Origin of the sequence: Halorubrum sp. ARQ200, assembly GCF_005435115.1 — an archaeon.
In the GTDB taxonomy this organism is placed as follows: domain Archaea; phylum Halobacteriota; class Halobacteria; order Halobacteriales; family Haloferacaceae; genus Halorubrum; species Halorubrum tropicale.
On sequence record NZ_SGTZ01000003.1, the window covers coordinates 246,496 to 265,565 of the forward strand.

At 71.7% G+C, this 19,070-nt stretch carries 18 protein-coding genes and 1 tRNA gene; 11 read left to right on the top strand and 8 right to left on the bottom strand.

Going from position 1 to position 19,070, the window contains the following annotated elements; all coding sequences use genetic code 11:
* Window positions 1-46 precede the first annotated feature (46 nt).
* Together rnhA and EXE50_RS06660 are read left to right on the top strand one after the other, a co-directional pair.
* On the top strand, window positions 47-643 hold the full coding sequence (gene rnhA / locus EXE50_RS06655; RefSeq protein WP_053771918.1) for a ribonuclease HI: 597 nt from the start codon (window positions 47-49) through the stop codon (window positions 641-643).
* Window positions 630-1,430, top strand: coding sequence for a hypothetical protein (locus tag EXE50_RS06660; protein WP_053771917.1), 801 nt, complete (start codon window positions 630-632; stop codon window positions 1,428-1,430). Before rnhA ends, EXE50_RS06660 begins: the two co-directional genes overlap by 14 nt.
* A 97-nt stretch (window positions 1,431-1,527) precedes the next feature.
* Here EXE50_RS06660 and EXE50_RS06670 read toward each other — a convergent pair whose 3' ends face one another.
* Window positions 1,528-1,878, bottom strand: a complete 351-nt coding sequence (locus tag EXE50_RS06670) for a PadR family transcriptional regulator (RefSeq protein WP_053771916.1) — start codon at window positions 1,876-1,878, stop codon at window positions 1,528-1,530.
* A gap of 342 nt (window positions 1,879-2,220) precedes the next feature.
* Between EXE50_RS06670 and EXE50_RS06675 the strand changes: the two genes are divergently transcribed.
* Window positions 2,221-2,754 carry an inorganic diphosphatase gene (locus EXE50_RS06675; RefSeq protein ID WP_053771915.1) on the top strand — a complete coding sequence of 178 codons (534 nt, stop codon included), beginning with the start codon at window positions 2,221-2,223 and terminating at the stop codon, window positions 2,752-2,754.
* A 97-nt stretch (window positions 2,755-2,851) separates the two neighbouring features.
* Entirely contained in the window at window positions 2,852-2,974 is a 123-nt protein-coding gene (locus tag EXE50_RS17855; protein WP_255410379.1) for a hypothetical protein, read from the top strand.
* 8 nt (window positions 2,975-2,982) lie between these two features.
* Here the strand turns inward: EXE50_RS17855 and EXE50_RS06680 are convergent, their stop codons facing one another.
* From EXE50_RS06680 to EXE50_RS06690, 3 genes are all read right to left on the bottom strand, one after another.
* Entirely contained in the window at window positions 2,983-3,780 is a 798-nt protein-coding gene (locus tag EXE50_RS06680) for a winged helix-turn-helix domain-containing protein (RefSeq protein ID WP_053771914.1), read from the bottom strand.
* Window positions 3,781-3,864: 84 nt separating this feature from the next.
* On the bottom strand, window positions 3,865-4,113 hold the full coding sequence (locus EXE50_RS06685; protein ID WP_007345008.1) for a hypothetical protein: 249 nt from the start codon (window positions 4,111-4,113) through the stop codon (window positions 3,865-3,867).
* A gap of 341 nt (window positions 4,114-4,454) precedes the next feature.
* Window positions 4,455-6,602, bottom strand: coding sequence for a caspase family protein (locus tag EXE50_RS06690; RefSeq protein WP_137704665.1), 2,148 nt, complete (start codon window positions 6,600-6,602; stop codon window positions 4,455-4,457).
* 149 nt (window positions 6,603-6,751) lie between these two features.
* Here EXE50_RS06690 and EXE50_RS06695 point away from each other — a divergent pair, with 149 nt between their 5' ends.
* The 3 genes from EXE50_RS06695 to EXE50_RS06705 all read left to right on the top strand — a co-directional run bounded on the left by EXE50_RS06695 (window position 6,752) and on the right by EXE50_RS06705 (window position 9,908).
* A complete protein-coding gene (locus EXE50_RS06695) occupies window positions 6,752-7,708 on the top strand; it encodes a succinylglutamate desuccinylase/aspartoacylase family protein (RefSeq protein ID WP_053771912.1) in 957 nt (318 codons plus the stop codon).
* Window positions 7,708-8,934, top strand: coding sequence for a pyridoxal-phosphate dependent enzyme (locus EXE50_RS06700; protein WP_053771911.1), 1,227 nt, complete (start codon window positions 7,708-7,710; stop codon window positions 8,932-8,934). The genes EXE50_RS06695 and EXE50_RS06700 overlap by 1 nt, the downstream gene beginning before the upstream one ends.
* A 71-nt stretch (window positions 8,935-9,005) precedes the next feature.
* Complete coding sequence (locus tag EXE50_RS06705) at window positions 9,006-9,908, top strand: ketopantoate reductase family protein (protein WP_053771910.1); 903 nt, start codon at window positions 9,006-9,008, stop codon at window positions 9,906-9,908.
* Between the two features lie 50 nt (window positions 9,909-9,958).
* Here the strand turns inward: EXE50_RS06705 and EXE50_RS06710 are convergent, their stop codons facing one another.
* Entirely contained in the window at window positions 9,959-10,180 is a 222-nt protein-coding gene (locus EXE50_RS06710) for a hypothetical protein (RefSeq protein WP_053771909.1), read from the bottom strand.
* A 301-nt stretch (window positions 10,181-10,481) separates the two neighbouring features.
* Here EXE50_RS06710 and EXE50_RS06715 point away from each other — a divergent pair, with 301 nt between their 5' ends.
* Genes EXE50_RS06715 through EXE50_RS06725 form a run of 3 tightly spaced genes read left to right on the top strand, consistent with a single transcriptional unit; the run spans window position 10,482 to window position 13,749 of the window.
* A complete protein-coding gene (locus EXE50_RS06715) occupies window positions 10,482-11,330 on the top strand; it encodes a CBS domain-containing protein (RefSeq protein ID WP_053771908.1) in 849 nt (282 codons plus the stop codon).
* Window positions 11,331-13,121, top strand: coding sequence for a glycine--tRNA ligase (gene glyS, locus EXE50_RS06720; RefSeq protein WP_053771907.1), 1,791 nt, complete (start codon window positions 11,331-11,333; stop codon window positions 13,119-13,121).
* Window positions 13,122-13,125: 4 nt separating this feature from the next.
* Window positions 13,126-13,749, top strand: a complete 624-nt coding sequence (locus EXE50_RS06725) for a dolichol kinase (protein WP_053771906.1) — start codon at window positions 13,126-13,128, stop codon at window positions 13,747-13,749.
* Between the two features lie 92 nt (window positions 13,750-13,841).
* On the opposite strand, the gene EXE50_RS06730 is transcribed toward EXE50_RS06725, so the two are convergent.
* Window positions 13,842-13,926 (bottom strand) — tRNA-Ser (locus EXE50_RS06730).
* Window positions 13,927-14,083: 157 nt separating this feature from the next.
* On the opposite strand from EXE50_RS06730, the gene EXE50_RS06735 reads away from it, so the two are divergent.
* Window positions 14,084-15,046 carry a MoxR family ATPase gene (locus tag EXE50_RS06735; RefSeq protein ID WP_053771905.1) on the top strand — a complete coding sequence of 321 codons (963 nt, stop codon included), beginning with the start codon at window positions 14,084-14,086 and terminating at the stop codon, window positions 15,044-15,046.
* A gap of 27 nt (window positions 15,047-15,073) precedes the next feature.
* On the opposite strand, the gene pyrE is transcribed toward EXE50_RS06735, so the two are convergent.
* Both pyrE and EXE50_RS06745 read right to left on the bottom strand, forming a co-directional pair.
* Complete coding sequence (gene pyrE, locus EXE50_RS06740; protein ID WP_053771904.1) at window positions 15,074-15,619, bottom strand: orotate phosphoribosyltransferase; 546 nt, start codon at window positions 15,617-15,619, stop codon at window positions 15,074-15,076.
* 49 nt (window positions 15,620-15,668) lie between these two features.
* Window positions 15,669-18,863, bottom strand: coding sequence for a PAS domain-containing protein (locus EXE50_RS06745; RefSeq protein WP_137704666.1), 3,195 nt, complete (start codon window positions 18,861-18,863; stop codon window positions 15,669-15,671).
* Window positions 18,864-19,070 lie beyond the last annotated feature (207 nt).

Below are 19,070 nucleotides of genomic sequence, written 5' to 3' on the forward strand. Positions count from 1 at the left end.
CGGCGGACGGACAGCCCTTTGTCCGACGGGCGCGGAACCCGGACGAATGCCGACCATCGACTGCGACCCGACGGTCGCGCGCGAGCGCCTCGCGGACGCCGGCGTCCCGATCGACGAGGGGAACACGCCCCACGAGCGGTGGCGGGCCGACCGCGACGGGGCCGTCGCGGTCGCGTACGACGGCAAGGTCGTCGTCCAGGGAAGCGACCCCACCCGCCTGACCGCCCTGCTTCGCGACGGCGGCGGCCGCGCGCACGTCTACTTCGACGGGGCCTCCCGCGGGAACCCGGGCCCGGCCGCGGTCGGCTGGTGTCTGGTCACGTCCGACGGCGTCGTCGCCGAGGGCGGCGAGCGCATCGGCCGCGCGACGAACAACCAGGCCGAGTACGCGGCGCTGATCCGCGCGCTGGAGGCGGCCGACGAGTACGGATTCGACGCGGTCGACGTCCGCGGCGACTCCCAGCTGACGGTCAAGCAGGTCCGCGGCGAGTGGAACGCCAACGACCCGGAGCTGCGCGAACGGCGGGTCCGCGTCCGGGAGCTGCTGGAGCGGTTCGACCGCTGGTCGATCGCCCACGTACCGCGGGAGATAAACGAGCGCGCCGACGAGTTAGCGAACGAGGCACTCGATGACGCGAACTGACGACGACCCGCCCGAGTGGGCCAAGGAGCGGGCGCGCGAGATGATGGCGGCGGGAGACGAGGAGGCGGCCGACGACCCCGCGGACGCCGCGGAGTCCCCCGACCCCGACGACGGGCGCGTCCCGGACGTGCCGGTCGAAGCGGTCGAGGAGGCGGAGCGGCTCACGCGGCTCGCCCGCGAGGCCGAGTCCGCGGAGCCGACCCCGGAGATCGAGCAGGCGGCCGAGCAGTACCGCGAGCGGCGCGACGCCCTCGCGGCCGAGTACGGCTACACCGCGCGCGTCCGCGAGGAGGACGACGCGCTCGTGTTGTACCCCGACGAGTGGATGGAGGACGGGACGGTCCGGCTCGACCGCGTCGAGGACACCGACCGCGCGGTCGAGGTGTCGCTGTCCGGTCCCGGCGACGCCGACCGCTACCGGGAGGTGGCCGCGTACAACGAGGCGGTGGCCGCGGCGGTCGCCGAGCGCGAGGCCGCGGTCCACGCGCGCACCGCGGAGACGTTCGCGGCGTTCATGAGCAACCACTACGTCCGCACGGTCGACGACGCCACCCCGGAGATGCGCGCCGAGTTCCGCGAGGAGTACCTGGTCCGGAACGGGTGGCCGACCGACGAGCAGCTCGACGCCGTCGACGAGTCGCTGTCCGTGATCGCGTCCGTCGCCGACGGCGTGGAGGTCGACGACGCGGAGGTAGCCGACGTGAACGATCCCGCCGGCGACGAATCAGACGACGCAGGGGGGTCCGCCGACGCCGCGGGCTCACCCGACACGAGCGACTCGGCGTAGCGGTCGCTCGGCGGAAAAGAACGCGGCTTTCGCCGCGTCGTGTGCCAAAAGGATCGGTTAGCGGTCGATGCCGGACGGCCCCGCGGGGCGCGCTCGATTACTCCAGCAGCGCGCGGACCTCGTCCGCGCGCTCCTCGTCGGTGACGAACCGGTCGAGGACCCACTCTATCTGCCCGAGGACCACGTCGTGGCCCGCCTCGGTGAGCTCGTACTGGTTCGTCCGCTTGTCGAGTTCGCTCTTCTCGACGAGCCCGTCGTCGACGAGGTCGTCGAGGTTGGGGTACAGGCGGCCGTGGTTCACTTCGGAGCCGTAGTACGCCTCCAGCTCCCGCTTGATCGCGAGGCCGTACATCGGCTCCTCGGCCAGAATGGTCAGGATGTTCTGCTGGAACGCCGTGAGGTCGCTCGCCGCCCTCGATTCATCAGTGACTCTTTGTGCCTCTGACATGCCAGAGGGGAAGGGACCCGAACTTATAATCTTTCTCAACATTCACTATCGTTGCGATGCGTAACCCCGAACGTACGTCCGAATAAGCCGGTATTGTGGGAGTTTCGGCGGACACCCGTGCGATCCGGCGGCGGAGCAGGTTCGACCGATCGATTCCGTTCGCACCGACTGTGCCGACGATCCGTCGGCCACAGCGTCGTTTCGGTTTGCGATCGAAACTCGGAGTTCGACGCCTAACGGGGTCGAACGAGCGCTGTGGGTTGACCGCTTCGAGCGTTGCGGCTCCACCGGCTCAGGCGATCCCGAAAGGACTTTGGCCGGCTTCGACCCATCTCCGGCCACATGGTCAACCTCTGGGAAGATCTCGAGACGGGACCGAACGCGCCGGACGAGATCTACGCCGTCGTCGAGTGTCTCAAAGGAGAACGCAACAAGTACGAGTACGACAAGGACGTCCCCGGCGTCGTCCTGGACCGCGTGCTCCACTCGAACGTCCACTACCCGTACGACTACGGCTTCATCCCGCAGTCGTACTACGACGACGAGGATCCCTTCGACGTGATGGTGCTCGTCGAGGACCAGACGTTCCCCGGCTGCGTCGTCGAGGCCCGCCCCGTCGCCCTGATGAAGATGGACGACGACGGTGAGCAGGACGACAAGGTGATCGCGGTGCCGACCGAGGACCCGCGGTTCGACCACATCGAGGACCTCGAGGACATCCCGCAGCAGACCCTCGACGAGATCGACGAGTTCTTCGCGACCTACAAGAACCTCGAGGCCGGCAAGGAGGTCGAAACGCTCGGCTGGGAGGACAAGGCCGCCGCGAAGGACGCGATCGAACACGCGCAGGACCTGTACGACGAGCACTTCGCGTAACGGTCGGATAACCGGGACGCATCCGTCGCCCGCGGCCGGATGCGTTATGCCTATGGGTAATTTTTAGGGCGTGAGTCGCGTATTGTCACGTAGAGCCATGAGCGCCACCACGCCCTCCGTCGGCATCGATCACCCGACGGTCGTTCCCGCGAACTTCGACCCGGACGACGACGCGGCCGACGCGGCGGCCGAGGAGGCCGCGGCGACCGACGACGCGTAGCCGACTTCTCAGACGCGTTCGACGACGGCGGCGAGCGGCGTCGCCTCGTCCCGAAGCGACGCGAACGCCTCGTCGACCCAGTCGACGACCGTCTCGTCCGTCGATTTGAGCACGCATCGCGGGTTGTTCCGCTCGTCGTACGCGGTCACGCAGGCCACGTCGTCGCAGCGGACGAGGCCGTACTCGATCGGGTCGGCGCTCACGTACACCTCGGCGTCGTCGTCGTTCAACGCGCGGTCGGTCGCCGGGCCGAACTCCGCGACCGACGCGCCCGCGACGCGACGGTCGATGATCAGTTCCACGTCCGCGCCGCCGTCCAGCGCCGCGGCCGCCGCGTCGTTGAACTGTTGGAGGACGACCGGAGAGACGGCGCGGATTTCGGCGCCGCGGCTCTCGCGCAGGAGGTCCGTGAGCCGGTCGACCACCGCCAGGGGGTTCTGGTCGGACGCCACCGTGAGCTCGCTGTCCGGGATCCCTTCCGGCGGGAAGTCGACGCCGACGCGCTCGACGGCCTCGGCGAACCGCCCGTAGCGCTCGCCGCGTTCCACCTCGGTCAGGAGCGTCTCGTACGCGTCGTGAACGCGCTCTCCGGTCGGCGTCACCCGGTAGTCGGCGTCGCGTTTCACGACCCAGTTCCGCTCGCGGAACCCCCCGAGGATCCGCTGAACCGTCGTTCGGGTCGCGTCGACCGCGTCGGTCAGCTCGGCCGGACGCCGCGGCTCCTCGCGCAGCGCCCGGAGTATCGCGACCCGAACGGGCGAGCCGGCGAGGTACTGTGCGCCGTCGTGTCCCTCCTCGGCCGTCATCGTACGATCCGTGTGTACGGGTACCGCCGTGTTAACCGTACCGCGTCCTCGCGCCGGTCGCCGCGACCGGCGCGCTCCCGTCGCTCAGTCCCGGTAGCGGAACGAGACGACGGTGCCGACGGTGTCCTCGCCGGCGATGCGCTCCGTGGTCACGGTCACGGCCGCGAGTGCGTCCGCGCCGAGCGCCTCCTCGATCACCGCCCGCAGCGCGTCGGGGTCGGCGCCTTCCTGTCTCACCGGCACGCGGACCTGTCGGCGGTTCACCGCGACGTCGCCGAGGTCGTACTCCGTGTGCTCGAACGCCTCTCGGATCGCCGCTTCGATGTCGGTCATAGCGTCCCAACCTCCACGCGCGGCGGTGAAAAAACGCGGTCCTTGGTCGCCGTTTCGGTGACGACCGTTCGTTGCTTCCTTTCGATGTGTTGTGGGCGTTTTACACCCTTCTAACGCTGTCTCAATTTAATACTGATCTTAAACTCTTCAAATATGAGTATTATTCAACCGCAGAACAATTTAAATATTTAATAAGGCTGACACTTTACAAGTATGCACGAAAGTGTAGCGGAATACGTGGCAGAGAACCCGAAAATGGCCGGCGTCCTGTTCACCGCGCTGCTGCTGTTAACGCAGGCGGCGCCCGCGGCGGCGAATGCGGCTGGAGCAAACCCTGGCCCCTAGCAAAGTTCTAAATTGTCGCTCCAGACAAGTTCGTCCGAATAGAAGACGGGCAATAATTCTAAGTCAAGCAGATCGGTCAGTTCTTTCGCAGGCACGTCCTCAACAGTCAGCTGAGTTGGGACATAGTGGTTGTCCTCCGTAACAGGGAGGCTAAGCCATGAGAGTGATCCAACCCCATGATTACCATTTGGATAAAAGTCTGCTGAGAGATTGTAAGATTCTGTACCCTGTTCTGATATGCCAAACACAACTGCGATCCCACTCCGACTCTGACAAACGGTCGTCCCCCCGTCACCCACCACGATGTACTGGTGACCCGTGATCAGCTCCCGCTTCGCCACGTGGAGCGCGGTCCGGAGGTTGAACCCACTGTTCATCAGGCGAGCGATGATTCGGCCGAGCTTCGTCGCGGGCGAGTTTGCCACATCGGAGAGGGTAACAATGCCGCCGCGCGAGCCGCGGTGAACGAGGGCCTCGCCTTGTTGGTACGACTGGCAGGCGTTGAGCAGGAAGGCGCTGACCTTGATTTCAAGATCCTCGTCGGTCAGTTCAAGGTAGCAGTCCGCGCACTGCATCCCTCGGTCGTCAACGTGGCCGATGTAGTGGAGGAAATCGACGTCCGACGCGAGCACGTCGCGCATCTCCTCGCGGGTGAGGCTATGACGCACCTCGATGTCGAACTGGACCATGTCGCGAAGCCCGTACAGGTTGGCGACTTTCCCCTCTTCGCGCATCTGCGCGTCGTTACAGACGACGAGAACGGAGATCCGCGACTGCTCGACCTCTTCGGTCACCAGCCGGCGGTGGTACGCGTCGAGCGTCGCCTTGTTCGCGTCGAGCGGGACGCCGTCGCCGACCCACGCGTGCTCGACGGTGTCGACCGGCTCCGGCCGGACGAAGTCGGTCTGGGCGGCGACGGCGCCGCGCTCCGCGGAGGCGTCCGCGCCGCGGGTGGCCGCCGCGCTCGCGCCGCCGCGCACGAACTCGTCGTCGCCGAGGCCGCCGCCGGCCGGAACCTCCCGCCTCGTCGCCCGCGCGGAACTCCGGTCCGGGCCGCCCAGGAAGCCGACGCCGGCCCCGCCGTCGTCCTCCACCGGCGTGACGGTCTCCGGCGAGCGGACGATGGACAGCTCGCCCGCGACGAACGGGAGCATCTCCACGTTCCCGGGGTCGGGGCGCACGTCCGTCGTTAGCGTCCACTGCGGCAGCTCGGGCTCGACGTCCGCGAACGGCACGTCGAGGTACTCGCCGAGCCGCTCCGCGAGCGGGAGGTCGTACAGCCGCCCCCAGTCGAGGTCGAGGTCGGTCGTCTCGCGCTCGTGGAGGTCGACCGGGTAAAATCCCTCCGTGCGGGCGAGACAGTCCATGTGGAACGACTGCCTGAGCACCTGGGCGGTCCGCGCCTCGAAGCCGGGTTCGAGCGGGTACGTCCACCCGTCGCCCTCCATTCGGGGGTCGTCGCCGGGCACCACGTCGGCCGCGAAGTAGTACGCCAGCGAGACGACGGGGTAGAGGTAGCGGTACTCGGGCGGAACGACGATCCGGACGCCGCTGTCCACCGGCTCGACCCGCTCGGGGACGCGGAACTCGTCGCCCGGCTCGATCAGCGGGGGATGCCCCCGCAGGGTGGGGAACGACCGCTCGGGGCTGGTCGTCTGGAGCGCCGAGCCGAGCAGCGAGACGGCGTCCATCAGCGACTCGGGGTCGGTGGGCGTGGTGATCGTCCCCGCCGGCGTCTGGTGGAGCGACCGGAAGCCGAGCCCGACGGTCCCCGGCGCGTCGAGGTCGATCCGGGTGGTCCGGTCGGTCGTGGAGACGGAGAAGCCGGCGTCGAAGGTGAGGTACAGCTTCGTCGGCGCCGGGTTGATCCCGACGTGGTAGGTCCCGTCGGGCATCGTGTAACAGTCGCCGTGCGTGAGCAGCGTCCCGTCGCCGGCGCGCGTCTCGACGACGGCGACCCGAGGGATCTCGATCGACCCGGTCTCGATCGCGACGCTGGCGTCGACCGGGAAGTAGTGGTCCGACTCCGGGCGCCGTCGCGGCTCGACCGGCCGGTCGGTGTACACCTCGAACTGGGTGTTCTCGATGTGGTCCGTGACGGTGATCCCGTCGGCCTCGCGCAGCGGGTCGATGTCGATGCTCATGGGGGCTCCGCGGCCGCCGTTCGGGCGGACGGGGACGGACGCCGCGGGGGTTGGTACCGTCTGGTTGGGCGAAAGCGGCGATAAAGCTTGTGTCGGTCGGATCGCCGCGGACCGAACGGATAAAGTCCCGCCCGCCCCACCTCCGCGTAATGATAACGCTGGGAACGGCCCGCGCCGCTCCGGGCGAGACGGACACGGGCCGTCTCGAGGTGGGAGAGATGCGGGACGGGAGCCCCGTCCGGCTGCCGGTCGCCGCGATCAACGGCGCGGCCGACGGGCCGACGCTGTACGTCCAGGCGGTGAGCGACGGCGACGAGCTGAACGGGCTCGGCGTCGTCAACCGCGTCGTCCCGCGGCTCGACCCGGCCGAGCTGTCGGGGTCGGTCCTCGTCGTCGGCATCGTGAACCACTTCGCGTTCCAGGCGGCGGAACACCGGAACCCGGTCGACGACCGGAAGATGAACCGCGGCTACCCCGGCGACGCCGACGGGACGACGAGCGAGCGGATCGCCCACGAGACGTTCCAGGTCGCCAAGCGCGCCGACTACATCCTCGACCTCCACCAGGGGTCGACGAGCCGGATGATAAACGAGACCCGGGTGCGCTGCGGCGTCCGCCACCGCCTCCACGGCGACTGCTTGGAGCTCGCGAAGGCGTTCGGCTGCGGGCACGTCCTCGACATCAAGGGCCCGGACGGCCAGCTCGCCCGGGCCGGCCCGGAACACGGGATCCCCACCGTCGACCCCGAGCTCGGCGGCTGCGTCGGCTGGGACGAGGAGTCGATCCGGTACGGCGTCGAGGGCGTGTTCAACGTGCTCCGCCACTACGGGTTCCTCGACGGCAACGCCGCCCTCGACTCGCAGACGCGCGCCCGCGGCTTCGACCAGTACGGCTCGCCCGCGGGCGGTCTCGTCCGCTTCGAGTGCGAGCTCGGCGAACGCGTCTCGGCCGGCGACGTCCTCTTCGAGGTGACCGACACCTTCGGCGCCTTGGAGGGCCGCGTCACCGCCGACACGGACGGGATCTTCTGGCGGACCCGCCGCCTCCCGCAGGTGGCCGCCGGCGAGTACGTCTGCTCGGTCGGCACCAACGTCGACGAGTACTGATGGGTTCTCCCGACGGACCGAGCGGGGGAGTGCGCGCCCTCCGCTGCCCCGAGTGCGGCGAGACGTACCGCGACCGCTGGCGCTGCCGGTGCGGCGCCCCCCTCGACTTCGCCGAGCCACCGGTTCCGGACGGTCCCGCGCCCGACCCCGAGTCGTTCGACGCGCGCGACGGCCTGTGGGCGTTCGCCGACCTGCTCGCCGTCGGCGACGACCCCGCTGACCGGGTGACACTCGGTGAGGGCCTGACGCCGCTCGTCGACGCCGACGACGACAGCGGAGCCGCGGCGAACGCGGACGGCGACGACGCCCCGTGGAACGCGTCATTCAAGCTGGAGTACGTCTTCCCGACCGGCTCGTTCAAGGACCGCGGCGCGACGACGACGCTGACGCGGGCCCGCGAGCTGGGCGTCGATCGCGTCGTCGAGGACTCCTCCGGCAACGCCGGCGCCGCGGTCGCGACCTACGCCGCCCGCGCCGGGATCGGCGCCGAGATATACGTCCCCGCCGACACGAAGGAGTCGAAGCTCGCGGCGATCCGCCGCGCCGGCGCCGAGCCGGTCCGGATCGAGGGGAGCCGGCGGGACGTGACCGAGGCGTGCTCCGCGGCGCTCGACGGGGGCGGAGACGACGCCGCGGGCGACGGCGGGGCCCCGGCCGCCGACGGTGACGACGACCCCGCCTGGTACGCCAGCCACGCCTGGAACCCGGCGTTCTTCGAGGGGACCGCCACCGTCGCGTACGAGGTCGCGTACCAGCGCGGCTGGGACGCCCCCGACGCGGTCGTGACGCCGCTCGGCCACGGCACGCTGTTCCTCGGCGCCTACCGCGGGTTCCGGCGGCTCGAACGCGCCGGCTGGACCGACTCCGTCCCCCGGCTCTACGGCGCGCAGGCGGCCGGCGTCGCGCCGATCGTCCGGGCGCTCCACGGCCCGGACGCGGCCGACCCGGAAGGCGCCGTCAACGACGCGGCCGACGGGATCCAGATCGCAGAGCCGGTCCGCGACCGCGAGATCCTGGCGGCCGTCGACGCGACGGACGGCGACGCGGTCGCCGTCACCGAGGCGGCCGCGGCCCGCGAACTCGACCGGCTCCACGCCGCCGGGTTCTACACGGAGCCGACCTGCGCGGTCGCGCCCGCCGCGCTGCGGACCCTCCGCGACCGCGGCGAGATCGGTCCGGACGAGGACGTGGTCGTGCCGCTGACCGGAAGCGGGCTGAAGGGCTGAGGCGGGCGGCGCGGTCGGCGCCGACCCGCCCCACCGTCACCACTATTCAGCCGGCGCCCGTCGCCGTCGGTATGGAAGTGCTCGTCTACGGCGCCGGCGCGCTCGGGAGCCTCGTGGGCGGGCTGCTGGCGCGCGAACACGACGTGACGCTCGTCGGCCGCGACCCGCACATGCGGACGATCCGGGAGGACGGCCTCCGGATCGACGGCGCGGTCGACGCCCGCGTCACCCCTCGCGCGCTCACCGACGGGCGGCACCGCGCCGCCGACCTCGCCCTCGTCACGACGAAGGCGTACGACACCGACGCGGCCGCCCGGGCGCTCGCGACCGGCGAGTACGACGCGGTCTGCTCGCTCCAGAACGGGCTCACCGAGGAGCGGCTGGTCGCCGCGCTCGACGCGACGGTCCTCGCCGGCACCGCGACCTACGGCGCCCGGTTCGCGGAGCCGGGCCGGGTCACCTGTACCGGCGTCGGCGAAGTGGTGGTCGGCGCGCTCTCCGGGGGCCCGAGCCCGGCGGCCGCGCGGGTCGGCGCCGCCTTCGAGGCGGCCGGGATCGAGGCGGTCGCCGCCGAGGACATGCCGGTCCGCCGTTTCGAGAAGCTCGCGGTCAACGCCGGGATCAACGGCCCCTCCGCGCTCGCGCGGACCGAGAACGGGCCGACGCTGGACGGGCCGGCGGGCGAGGTCGCCCGCGAGGCCGCCCGCGAGACGGCCGCGACGGCCCGGGCGGTCGGGGTCGACCTCGCCGACGACCGGGCGGTCGCGGCCGTCGAGCGCGTCGCCGACGACACCGCCGCGAACCGGTCGTCGATGTGCGAGGACGTGGCGAACGGCCGCCGGACCGAGGTCGACGCCGTCTACGGGGCGATCGCCGACCGAGCGGAGCGTCACGCCGTGGCGGTTCCGACGTGCCGGACCGTCGGGTCGCTGATCCGCGGCTGGGAGGCGGCGCGGGGGCTCCGGCAGGGGTAGACGAACCGCGAAAAGGGCCAGTTCGGGCGGCGTCCGCGGCCGCTACGCGCTCAACACCACTCCTCGAGGACGGTCGCGTCGGTCTCGTCGACCGACACCCACGCGTCCTCCCGCGAGACGTCCGCGATGACGAGCTCCGGCCGCGACGACGAGGAGTCGATGGACGCCATCACGTCCGGCGCCTCGGCGGCGTCGAGCGCCGGGTCCGTCGGCAGGGCCGTCCGACGGCGGTCGGGGTCCGGGTCGTCCCAAGGAGTGGAACTCCGTGACATGGTTGTGAATAGTTCACAGTACGTATAAGAGTTGCGAACCCGACCGGAATTCCCCGTTAGATCCGAGTTTCCGGCGACCGCCGGCCGACGTATCTCCCCGTGCGCAGCCCCTCGGCCGACGATGTGCTCGAACGTGTCGAGTTTCTCATCGGCTCGCCGGGGGCTCCCGCGCCGGGGGCTTCCGCGCCGGGGATTCCGGCTCCGCGCGTCTCCGCCCGGGGCCAGCCATTCCCCGCGCGCCGCGCGGTCCGTCTCCGCCCACCTTCGCAGTATACAAGAGGTGTCACGCTGAATGACGGGCATGAACGTCGCAGACGCCATGACGCCCCGGTCGGAACTCGTCGTCGTCGAGATCCCCGGGAGCCGCAACGACGTGTTGGAGTACATCCAGGAGCACGGCTTCTCCTCGGTGCCGGTCGTGAAAGACGTCGACGGCGACGAGGTGTACCGCGGGCTCGTCACGCGCGACGACCTGATCGAGCAGCCGGACGAGGACCAGCTCGCGCTGCTGATGCGCGAGGTGCCGACCGTCGGGGCCGACGACGACATGGTTGAGGCCGCCCGGACGATGGCCGGGGAGGAGTCGCGGCGCCTCCCCGTCGTCGACGGCGACGAGCTCGTCGGCATCCTCACCGTCACCGACGTGGTGCGGGCGATCGCTCGCGGCGAGGTCGACGGGGAGACCCAGGTCGGCGAGCTCGCGACGCGCGCCGTCAACGCGACCCACGCCGGCACGCCGCTGCCGGTCGCCGAGCGCGAGATCGGGCTCTCCGGGGTCCCGTACGCGGTCGTCCTCGACGACGAGGCCGCGGTCGCGGGGATGCTCACCGAGGTCGACATCCTGGAGGTCGCCCGCGTCGTCGAGGGCGAGGCCAGCACCGGCGACTCGATCGCCGAGGAGGACTCCGAGTGGTCCTGGGAGGGGATCAAGGCAACCGGCGCGCGCTACCTCCCGACCCGGAACGTCGAGATCCCGGCCGAGGCGGTCCGCCACTTCATGACCGAGGACCTGATCACGGTCAACGCCACGCGGACGGCGCGGGAGGTCGCCCAGGAGCTCATCAGCAACGACATCGAGCAGGTCCCGCTCGTCTCCGGCACGGACCTCGACGGGATCGTCCGGGACGTGGACCTGCTGGAGGGGCTGTAGATGGCCGCGGACGCGCTCGCCGAACTCGCGAAGCGACGCGGGTTCTTCTTCGGCTCGAACGGCGCGTACGGCGGCACCGCCGGCTTCTACACGTTCGGGCCGCAGGGCGCCGCCCTCAAGCGGAACGTCGAGGACGCGTGGCGCGACCGGTTCACCATCCGCGAGGGGAACCGCGAGATCGAGGCGCCGACGGTGATGCCCGAGGCCGTCTTCGAGGCCTCCGGCCACCTGGAGGGGTTCGACGACATGCTCGTCGAGTGCCCCGAGTGCGGCGAGTCCCACCGCGCCGACCACCTCGTCGAGGACGCCACCGACGTCGAGGACGCCGAGGCGCTCCCCGGCGAGGAGGTCGCCGAGCTGATCGCCGACGCCGGGATCGCCTGCCCGGCCTGCGGCACCGAGCTCGCCGGCCAGCCGGTCGAGGCGTTCAACCTCATGTTCGCGACCGACATCGGTCCCGGCGACGCCCAGCCCGGCTACCTCCGCCCGGAGACGGCGCAGGGGATCTTCGTCGAGTTCCCGCGGCTGAAGGAGTACGCCCGCGGGAACCTCCCGTTCGGCATCACCCAGGTCGGCCCCGCCTACCGCAACGAGATCTCGCCGCGCGGCGGGCTCCTCCGGCTCCGCGAGTTCACGCAGGCCGAGCTCGAGCAGTTCATCGACCCCGAGGAGGACGAGCCGCCGCTCGACCGCGTCCGCGACGTGGAGGTCCGGCTGTACCCCGCGACCGAGCAGGAGGCCGACGACGGCGACTACCTCGACACGACGGTCGGCGAGGCGGTCGACAAGGGGGTCATCGGCTCCCCCTGGGTCGGCTACTACCTCGGCGTCGCGCAGGAGTGGTACGAGCGCGTCGGCGTCGACCTCGACCGGTTCCGGTTCCGCCAGCACCTCGCGGGCGAGCGCGCCCACTACGCGGCCGACTGCTGGGACGCGGAGAGCGAGGTCGACGGCGACTGGATCGAGATCGCCGGCTTCGCGTACCGCGGCGACTACGACCTCTCGAAGCACGACGAGTACGGCGACGACGCGTTCACCGTCTTCAAGCGCTACGACGAGCCGAAGACGGTCGAGCGCGCGACGGTCGACCCCGACATGTCCGTGCTGGGGCCGGAGTTCGGCGGCGACGCCGCCGCGGTCGCGGACGCGCTCGAAGCGCTCGCCGAGCGCGACCCGGACGCCTTCGACGGCGAGACGGTGACGGTCGACGTGGACGGCGAACCGCGCGAGGTCGACGCCGACGTCGCGAACTTCTCGGTCGAGGAGGTGACCGAGAGCGGCGAGCACATCACGCCCCACGTCGTCGAGCCCTCGTTCGGCGTCGGCCGCACCGTCCAGACGCTGCTGGCGCACGCCTACGAGACCGACGAGGTGGACGGCGAGGAGCGGACGTACCTCTCCCTGGCGCCCGAGGTCGCGCCGCAGGACGCCGCGGTCTTCCCGCTCGTCACCAACGACGACCGCCTCACGGCGCTCGCCGACGAGGTCGCGGCCGACCTGCGGGCCGCGGGGCTCGCGGTCGCGTACGACGACTCCGGCTCGATCGGCCGGCGCTACCGTCGGCAGGACGAGGTCGGCACGCCGTTCTGCGTCACGGTCGACCGCGACGGCATCGAGGGCGACGGCCCCGACACCGTCACGCTCCGCGAGCGCGACTCCGCGGCGCAGGTCCGGATCCCCGTCGCGGACCTCGCCGCCGAGCTGACGGCGCTGCGCGAGGGCGAGACGTTCGCCGCGGTCGCGGACCGGTACGACGCGGTCGACACCGACGTCGAGACCGCGGGGAACTGAGGGCGTGACGCTCCCGGCCGCGGCGTGGCGCGAGCGCGTGGAGTTCGAGCGGCGGCTGGTCCACGCGAGCGGTACGCTGTACCCGGTCCCGTACCTGCTGGGCTGGATCTCGTGGCGCACGACCGGCCGGCTGCTCCTCGTGAGCGTCGCCGTCGCGGCCGTCCTCGAAACGCTCCGACTATCGGGGTCGGTCGGCCCGCTCGACCCGCTGTACGACGCGCTCGTCCGCGACTACGAGTCCGACAGCGTCGCGGGCTACGCGCTGTATCAGGTGAGCATGGCCGGCACCGCGCTCGTCTTCGCGCCGGTGTTCGCCGTGCCCGCGATGTGGATGCTCTCGGTCGGCGACCCGATAAGCGGCGGCCTCGGCGAGAACGCGGCGACCGAGCCGAAGCGGATCCCCGTGGTCGCGGCGATGGTGTTCGTCTGCTTCGGGATCGCCGTTCCGTACGCGGTCCCGGCGTTCGGCCCCGACCCGGGCGTAATCGTCGCGCTCGCGGGCGCGGTCCCCGCCGCGGTCGCGGACGGGCTCCCGCCGCTCGTCCGCGGCGTCGCCCTCGACGACAACCTCACCATCCCGCCCGCCGCCGCGAGCGGGATGTTCCTCGCGGCGGCGCTGATCGCGTAGCGGGGTCGACTGAGACTGCGTAGTGCGGTCGCTCGGTCCCGCTCGTCTCTGAAATGACGGCGCCGTCGCTCGCCGAATCGGGCTGAGAGAAGCGCCGAGGCGGAGATTTGAACTCCGGTGTCCGAATGGACAGTAGATTTCGAATCTACCGCCTTGGCCAGGCTAGGCTACCTCGGCTCACTCTCCGGTTGGCCGGTTCCGCTGTTATGCGTTTCGATCGCGCCCGCGGCGCGGTGCTCGATCGCCGCCGACCGTGCCGGGCTCCGGGCGCCCCTGTCCCCCCGCGGTCTCCGCTTCCGGCAACGCTTTTCGGCCCGGCTCCCGTGCGGTCGGTATGGACGTCCCCGAAGCGGCCGACGCCTGTTCCCGCGTCGTCGACGAGGTCGGCGGCGCCGTCGTCGCCGACCGCGAGTTCCTCGACCGCGTCACGCTCGGCATCCTCGCCCGCGGCCACGTCCTCCTGGAGGACGTGCCGGGCACCGGCAAGACCCTCTCGGCGCGCTCGTTCGCGACCGCGCTCGGCTTGGAGTTCTCCCGGATCCAGTTCACGCCCGACCTCCTGCCCGCCGACGTCACCGGCACCAACGTGTTCGACGAGCGCGACGGCTCCTTTACCTTCTCGCCGGGACCTATCTTCGCGAACGTCGTCCTCGCCGACGAGATCAACCGCGCGCCGCCGAAGACGCAGGCGGCGCTGCTGGAGGCGATGGAGGAGGGGCAGGTGACCGTCGACGGCGAGACCCACGAGCTGCCGAGTCCGTTCTACGTGATCGCCACCCAGAACCCGGTCGAGAGCGAGGGCGCGTTCCCGCTGCCGGAGGCCCAGCTCGACCGGTTCACGATCAAGACCTCCATCGGGTACCCGGACGAGGACGGCGAGCTGGAGCTGCTCCGGCGCCGGGCCGGCCGCGTCGAGCAGTCGCCGACGGTCGACCGCGTGCTCGACCCCGACGCCGTGGCGGCGCTGCGGGAGGTGCCCGAGTCGGTCCGCGTCGACGACGACCTGCTGCGCTACGCGGCGGCGCTGGCGCGGGCGACCCGCGAGGACCGCCGCGTCGAGGCCGGCGTCTCCCCCCGCGGCACCCAGCGGCTCTTCGAGACCGCCCGCGCGGCGGCGGTCGTCGCCGGCCGCGAGTTCGTCACGCCCGACGACGTGAAGCGCGTCGCGGAGCCGACGCTCGCCCACCGCCTCGTGTTGACGCCCGACGCCGCCGTCAACGACGTCGACGAGCGCGACGTGATCGCCGACGTGCTCGACCGCGTCGCGGTGCCGACGGTCGAGCCGCCGGAGGCCTGAGGCGCCCTCCGGGCCGCGGCGCCCCGGCTACTCCGCGTCCCGCTCCGCCAGCAGCTCCGTCGCCGTGAGCAGCGACGCCAGCTCCGCGTCGTGCTCTTCGAGCAGCTCCGCGGCGCCCTCCTCGCGGTCGACAACGACCAGCACGCGGTCCACGGTCGCGCCCGCCTCGCGGAGCGCCTCGACCGCGTCGACCGCGGACTGCCCCGTCGTGGCGATGTCCTCGATGACGACGACCTCCTCGCCGTCGTCGAGCCGCCCCTCGATCCGGTTGCCCGTCCCGTACTCCTTCGCCCGCTTGCGCGCGATGACGTACGGGCGGCCGAGCTCCGCGGCCGTGACGGCCACCAGCGGGACCGCGCCGAGCGCGACGCCCGCCAGCTTCGCGTCCGTCTCGGCGAGCCGGTCGGCGAACGCCTCGGCGACGAGCGTCAGGGCGTCCGGGTCGGTCTCGAAGAGGTACTTGTCGACGTAGTAGTCGCTCGTGCCGCCGTGGGACAGCTCGAACTCGCCGAACCGGACGGCGTCGGCCGCGGTGAGCGCGGCGATCAGCTCGCGTCGTCGGTCGTCGGTCATACACGGAGACGGACCGCCGCCGACAATAAACGGGTCGGAACGCGGAGGGCTACCGCTCGTCCCCGCCGTCGAGCCCCGGAGCGCTCCGCTCCGCCGCCGGGAGCACGAGCGTCACCGTCGTCCCCTCGCCGTCGAGCCCGGGGCCGAACCGGATCTCGCCGCCGTACGCCTCAACGACCCAGGCGACGATCCACAGCCCGACGCCGGTGTTGTGTCGTAGCTGCGTCACCTCGCTGTCGCCGGTGATCACGTCCCGGACCGCGGCCGCGATCCCGGGGCCGTCGTCGGCGACGCGCACCGCCACGACCCCGTCGTCCGGGTCGCGCTCGGCGGTCACCGCGACGCGCGGGGCGTCCCCGCCGTGCTCGACGGCGTTCTCCACGAGGTGGTCGACGGCGACTGAGAGGCGGTCGTCGCCGCGCACCGCGGTCCCCGCCGGCGCGTCGGCGGTGATCCGGGCGTCGGGCCGCTCGGCCGCGTGCTTCGACGCGACCTCGTCGACGACCTCGGCCACGTCGACCGCGTCCGGGTCGGTCACGTACCCTTCCTCCACGACGCGGCGGAGCGTGGTGGCGCCGTCGGCGACGCCCGCCAGCCGCTTGCCCGTGGCCTCGATCCGCTCCGCGAAGTCGCCGACCTGCCCGTCGTCGCTGCGGTCGGCGATCTCGCCGGCGAAGCCGAACACGACGTTCAGCTCGTTCCGGACGTTGTGCCTGAGGATCCGGTTGACGATCCGCACGTACCGCTCGCGGCGCTTCCGGTCGGTGATGTCCGTGTAAATCCCGAACGCCCGCCGGGTCCCCTCCGTCTCGTAGCTGAACCCGCGGAAGAGGAACTCCCGCGGGCCGTCCACGGTCTGCCGGCGGACCTCGCGCGTCGCGAACCCGCGCTCGCGGACCAGCGCGTCGAGGTCCGCCTCCTCGTCGCCGTCGCGCTCGCTGTCCCCCAGCCGGTCGTCCTGGATGTCCAACGCGCCGATCGTCCGGCCGCGGAGCGACGCCTCGTCCGCGCCGAACTGCTGCTCGAATGCGGGGTTGACCCCGTCTATCACCGTCTCGTCGTCCTCCAAGACGACCTCCATCACCGGGTCGGGGATCCGGTCGAACAGCCGCCGGAAGCGGTCGCGCTCCGTCGACAGCTCGGTCTGCGTCCGCCGGAGGTCCGTCGTGTCGCTCAGCGACCCGACGACGCCGCCCCCGTGGTCGGAGAGCCGCGACAGCCGCAGCTGGCCGTGCCGCGGCCGCGGGTCGCCGTCGCGCTCGGCGGTCAGTTCGATCGTCCGGGCCGGCGCGGGGTCGCCGCCGGCGTCGGCGGTCGGGTCGGTGAGCGCCCCGACCGCGTCGGCCACCCGCGGCGCGTCGGCCGCGTCGACGAGCGCGTTGAGCCGCTCCCCGACGACCTCGTCGCGGTCGTCGGCCCCGAACCACGCGACGAACGGCGCGGTGGCGTACGTGACGGCGCCGTCGCCGTCGAGCACGCACACCATGTCGTCGACGTTCTTCAGCGCGTCCTCGTAGGTCCGGAGCCGGCGGCGGCGGTCCGCGGCGTCCATCGCGGCGACCGCGTTCGTCGCCAGCAGTTCGAGGACGGCGACGTCGTCCTCGCCGAAGGCGCTCGGTTCGACGGCGCCGACGACGACCACACCGTGATCGCCGAGCGGGACCGCCGCGACGGAGCGCATCCCGTGGTACGACCGCCCGTCGCCGAGCGCCTCGATGTCGTCCATGACCCGCGGGTCGCCCGATTCGAACACCCCGCCGGTGAACCCCTCGCCGGGGCGGCGCGGCCCGCGGCTGTCGGCGAACCGGTCGCCGACCCCGTCGCTCGTCGCGACCAGCCGGAGCCGGTTCGCGTCGGCGTCGTACAGCCGTACGCCGCTGATCTCGTACCCCAACACCTCGTCGGCGGCCTCGACCAGCCGGTCGGCGACGGCCTCCCTGCCGTCGGCCCGCTGGATACCCTCCACGGTGCCGAGGAGCCGTTCGAGGATCCGCTCGCGGCGCTTTCGCTCCGTGACGTCCGCGAAGAACACGGAGAGCCCGTCGGGCGAGGGGTACGCGGTCACTTCCGTCCACAGGTCCAGCGGCTCGTAGTAGCTCTCGAAGGAGACGGACTCCTGCGTCTCCATCGCCCGCCGGTAGTTCGTCTCGTACTCCTCGCCGATCGCCGCCGGGAACTCCGCCCAGACGTCGGCGCCGAGCAGCTCGTCGGGGTCGCGCTCTAACAGCGCCGCGGCCCGCTCGTTGACGTAGGTGAACCGCCAGTCGTCGTCGAGCGCGAAGAAGGCGTCGTCGACCCGTTCGAGCGTCTCCTCGAATCGGTCGACGGCCGCCTCGCGCTCCTCGCGGGCGACTCGCCGTTCGAGCGCCCGCCCCAACCAGTCGGCGAGCAGCTCGACGAACAGCCGCTCGCTCTCGTCGAACGGCCGGCCGCGTCGCTCCGGGTCGAGGAAACAGAGCGTCCCGAACGTCTCGTCGTCGACGACGACCCGGCCGCCGACGTAGCTGCCGAAGCCGAACGCCTCGTAGGCCGGGTCGTCGCCGAGGCCCGCCGCCTCGGGGTCGGTGAACGCGACCACGTCGTCGCTCCGGACCGTCCGCTTACAGTAGGTCAGGTCCAGCGGCAGCGTCCCGTCGTCGTCGAGCGCGCCCTCGGCGAGCGACGCCACCGTCCCGGTCCCGTCGCTGTACTGCCGGAGTTCGATCCGGTCGCCCTCGACCCGCGAGGAGTAGCCGATTGAGAGGCCGAGCCGGTCGCGTCCCAGCGCCAACAGCTCGTCGAGCTTCTCGTCGAGGTCGGTCGTCCGGTCCGAGACGATCCGAATGAACGGTTCGAGGGCGGCCTCGCGCTCCCGACGCGGCGTGTCGTCGGGTCGTCGGTCCTCCCGCCCGGCGTCGAGGCGGTCCGCGAGCGTCTCGGCGTCGGCCGCCAGCCGGCGCCCGGAGGCGTACTCGACCCCGAGCCGGCCCGCGTCGATCGCCGCGTCAGGGTCGTCTTCGACGGTGTACGCGAGCGTCGTCGCGTCGGGGTAGCGGTCGCGGACCGCCCGCAGCCGGTCACGCACGGCGCGGCCGCGCTCGCCCGCCGCGCCGTCGCGCAGCCGGACGATCACCGCGTCCGGGCACCCGACGCCGTCGCCGTCGCTCTCCCGGTCGCCGTGCGGGACCGTCCGAGTCCCCTCCGGGAGGGTCCCCCACGCGGCGTCGACCGGCTCTCCGAGATGGAGCGTCGACTCACCAGGCATCTGTCGCGGGCGTGCGTCGCGGTCGTCCGCGGCGGGGGCTGTCTGCGGCCGTCATCCCGGCCGCGGTCCTCTCGCCTCTCGTCGCCGGACCGGAGGGACGGCCGGCTCGCCGACCCCGTTCGGCTCGGTGCCCTCCCGGCTCGTCGCGTCGGTCATCGGCTCTGCTACGAACGTCCCCCTCATAATCGTTCCCTCCCCGTTTTCGGA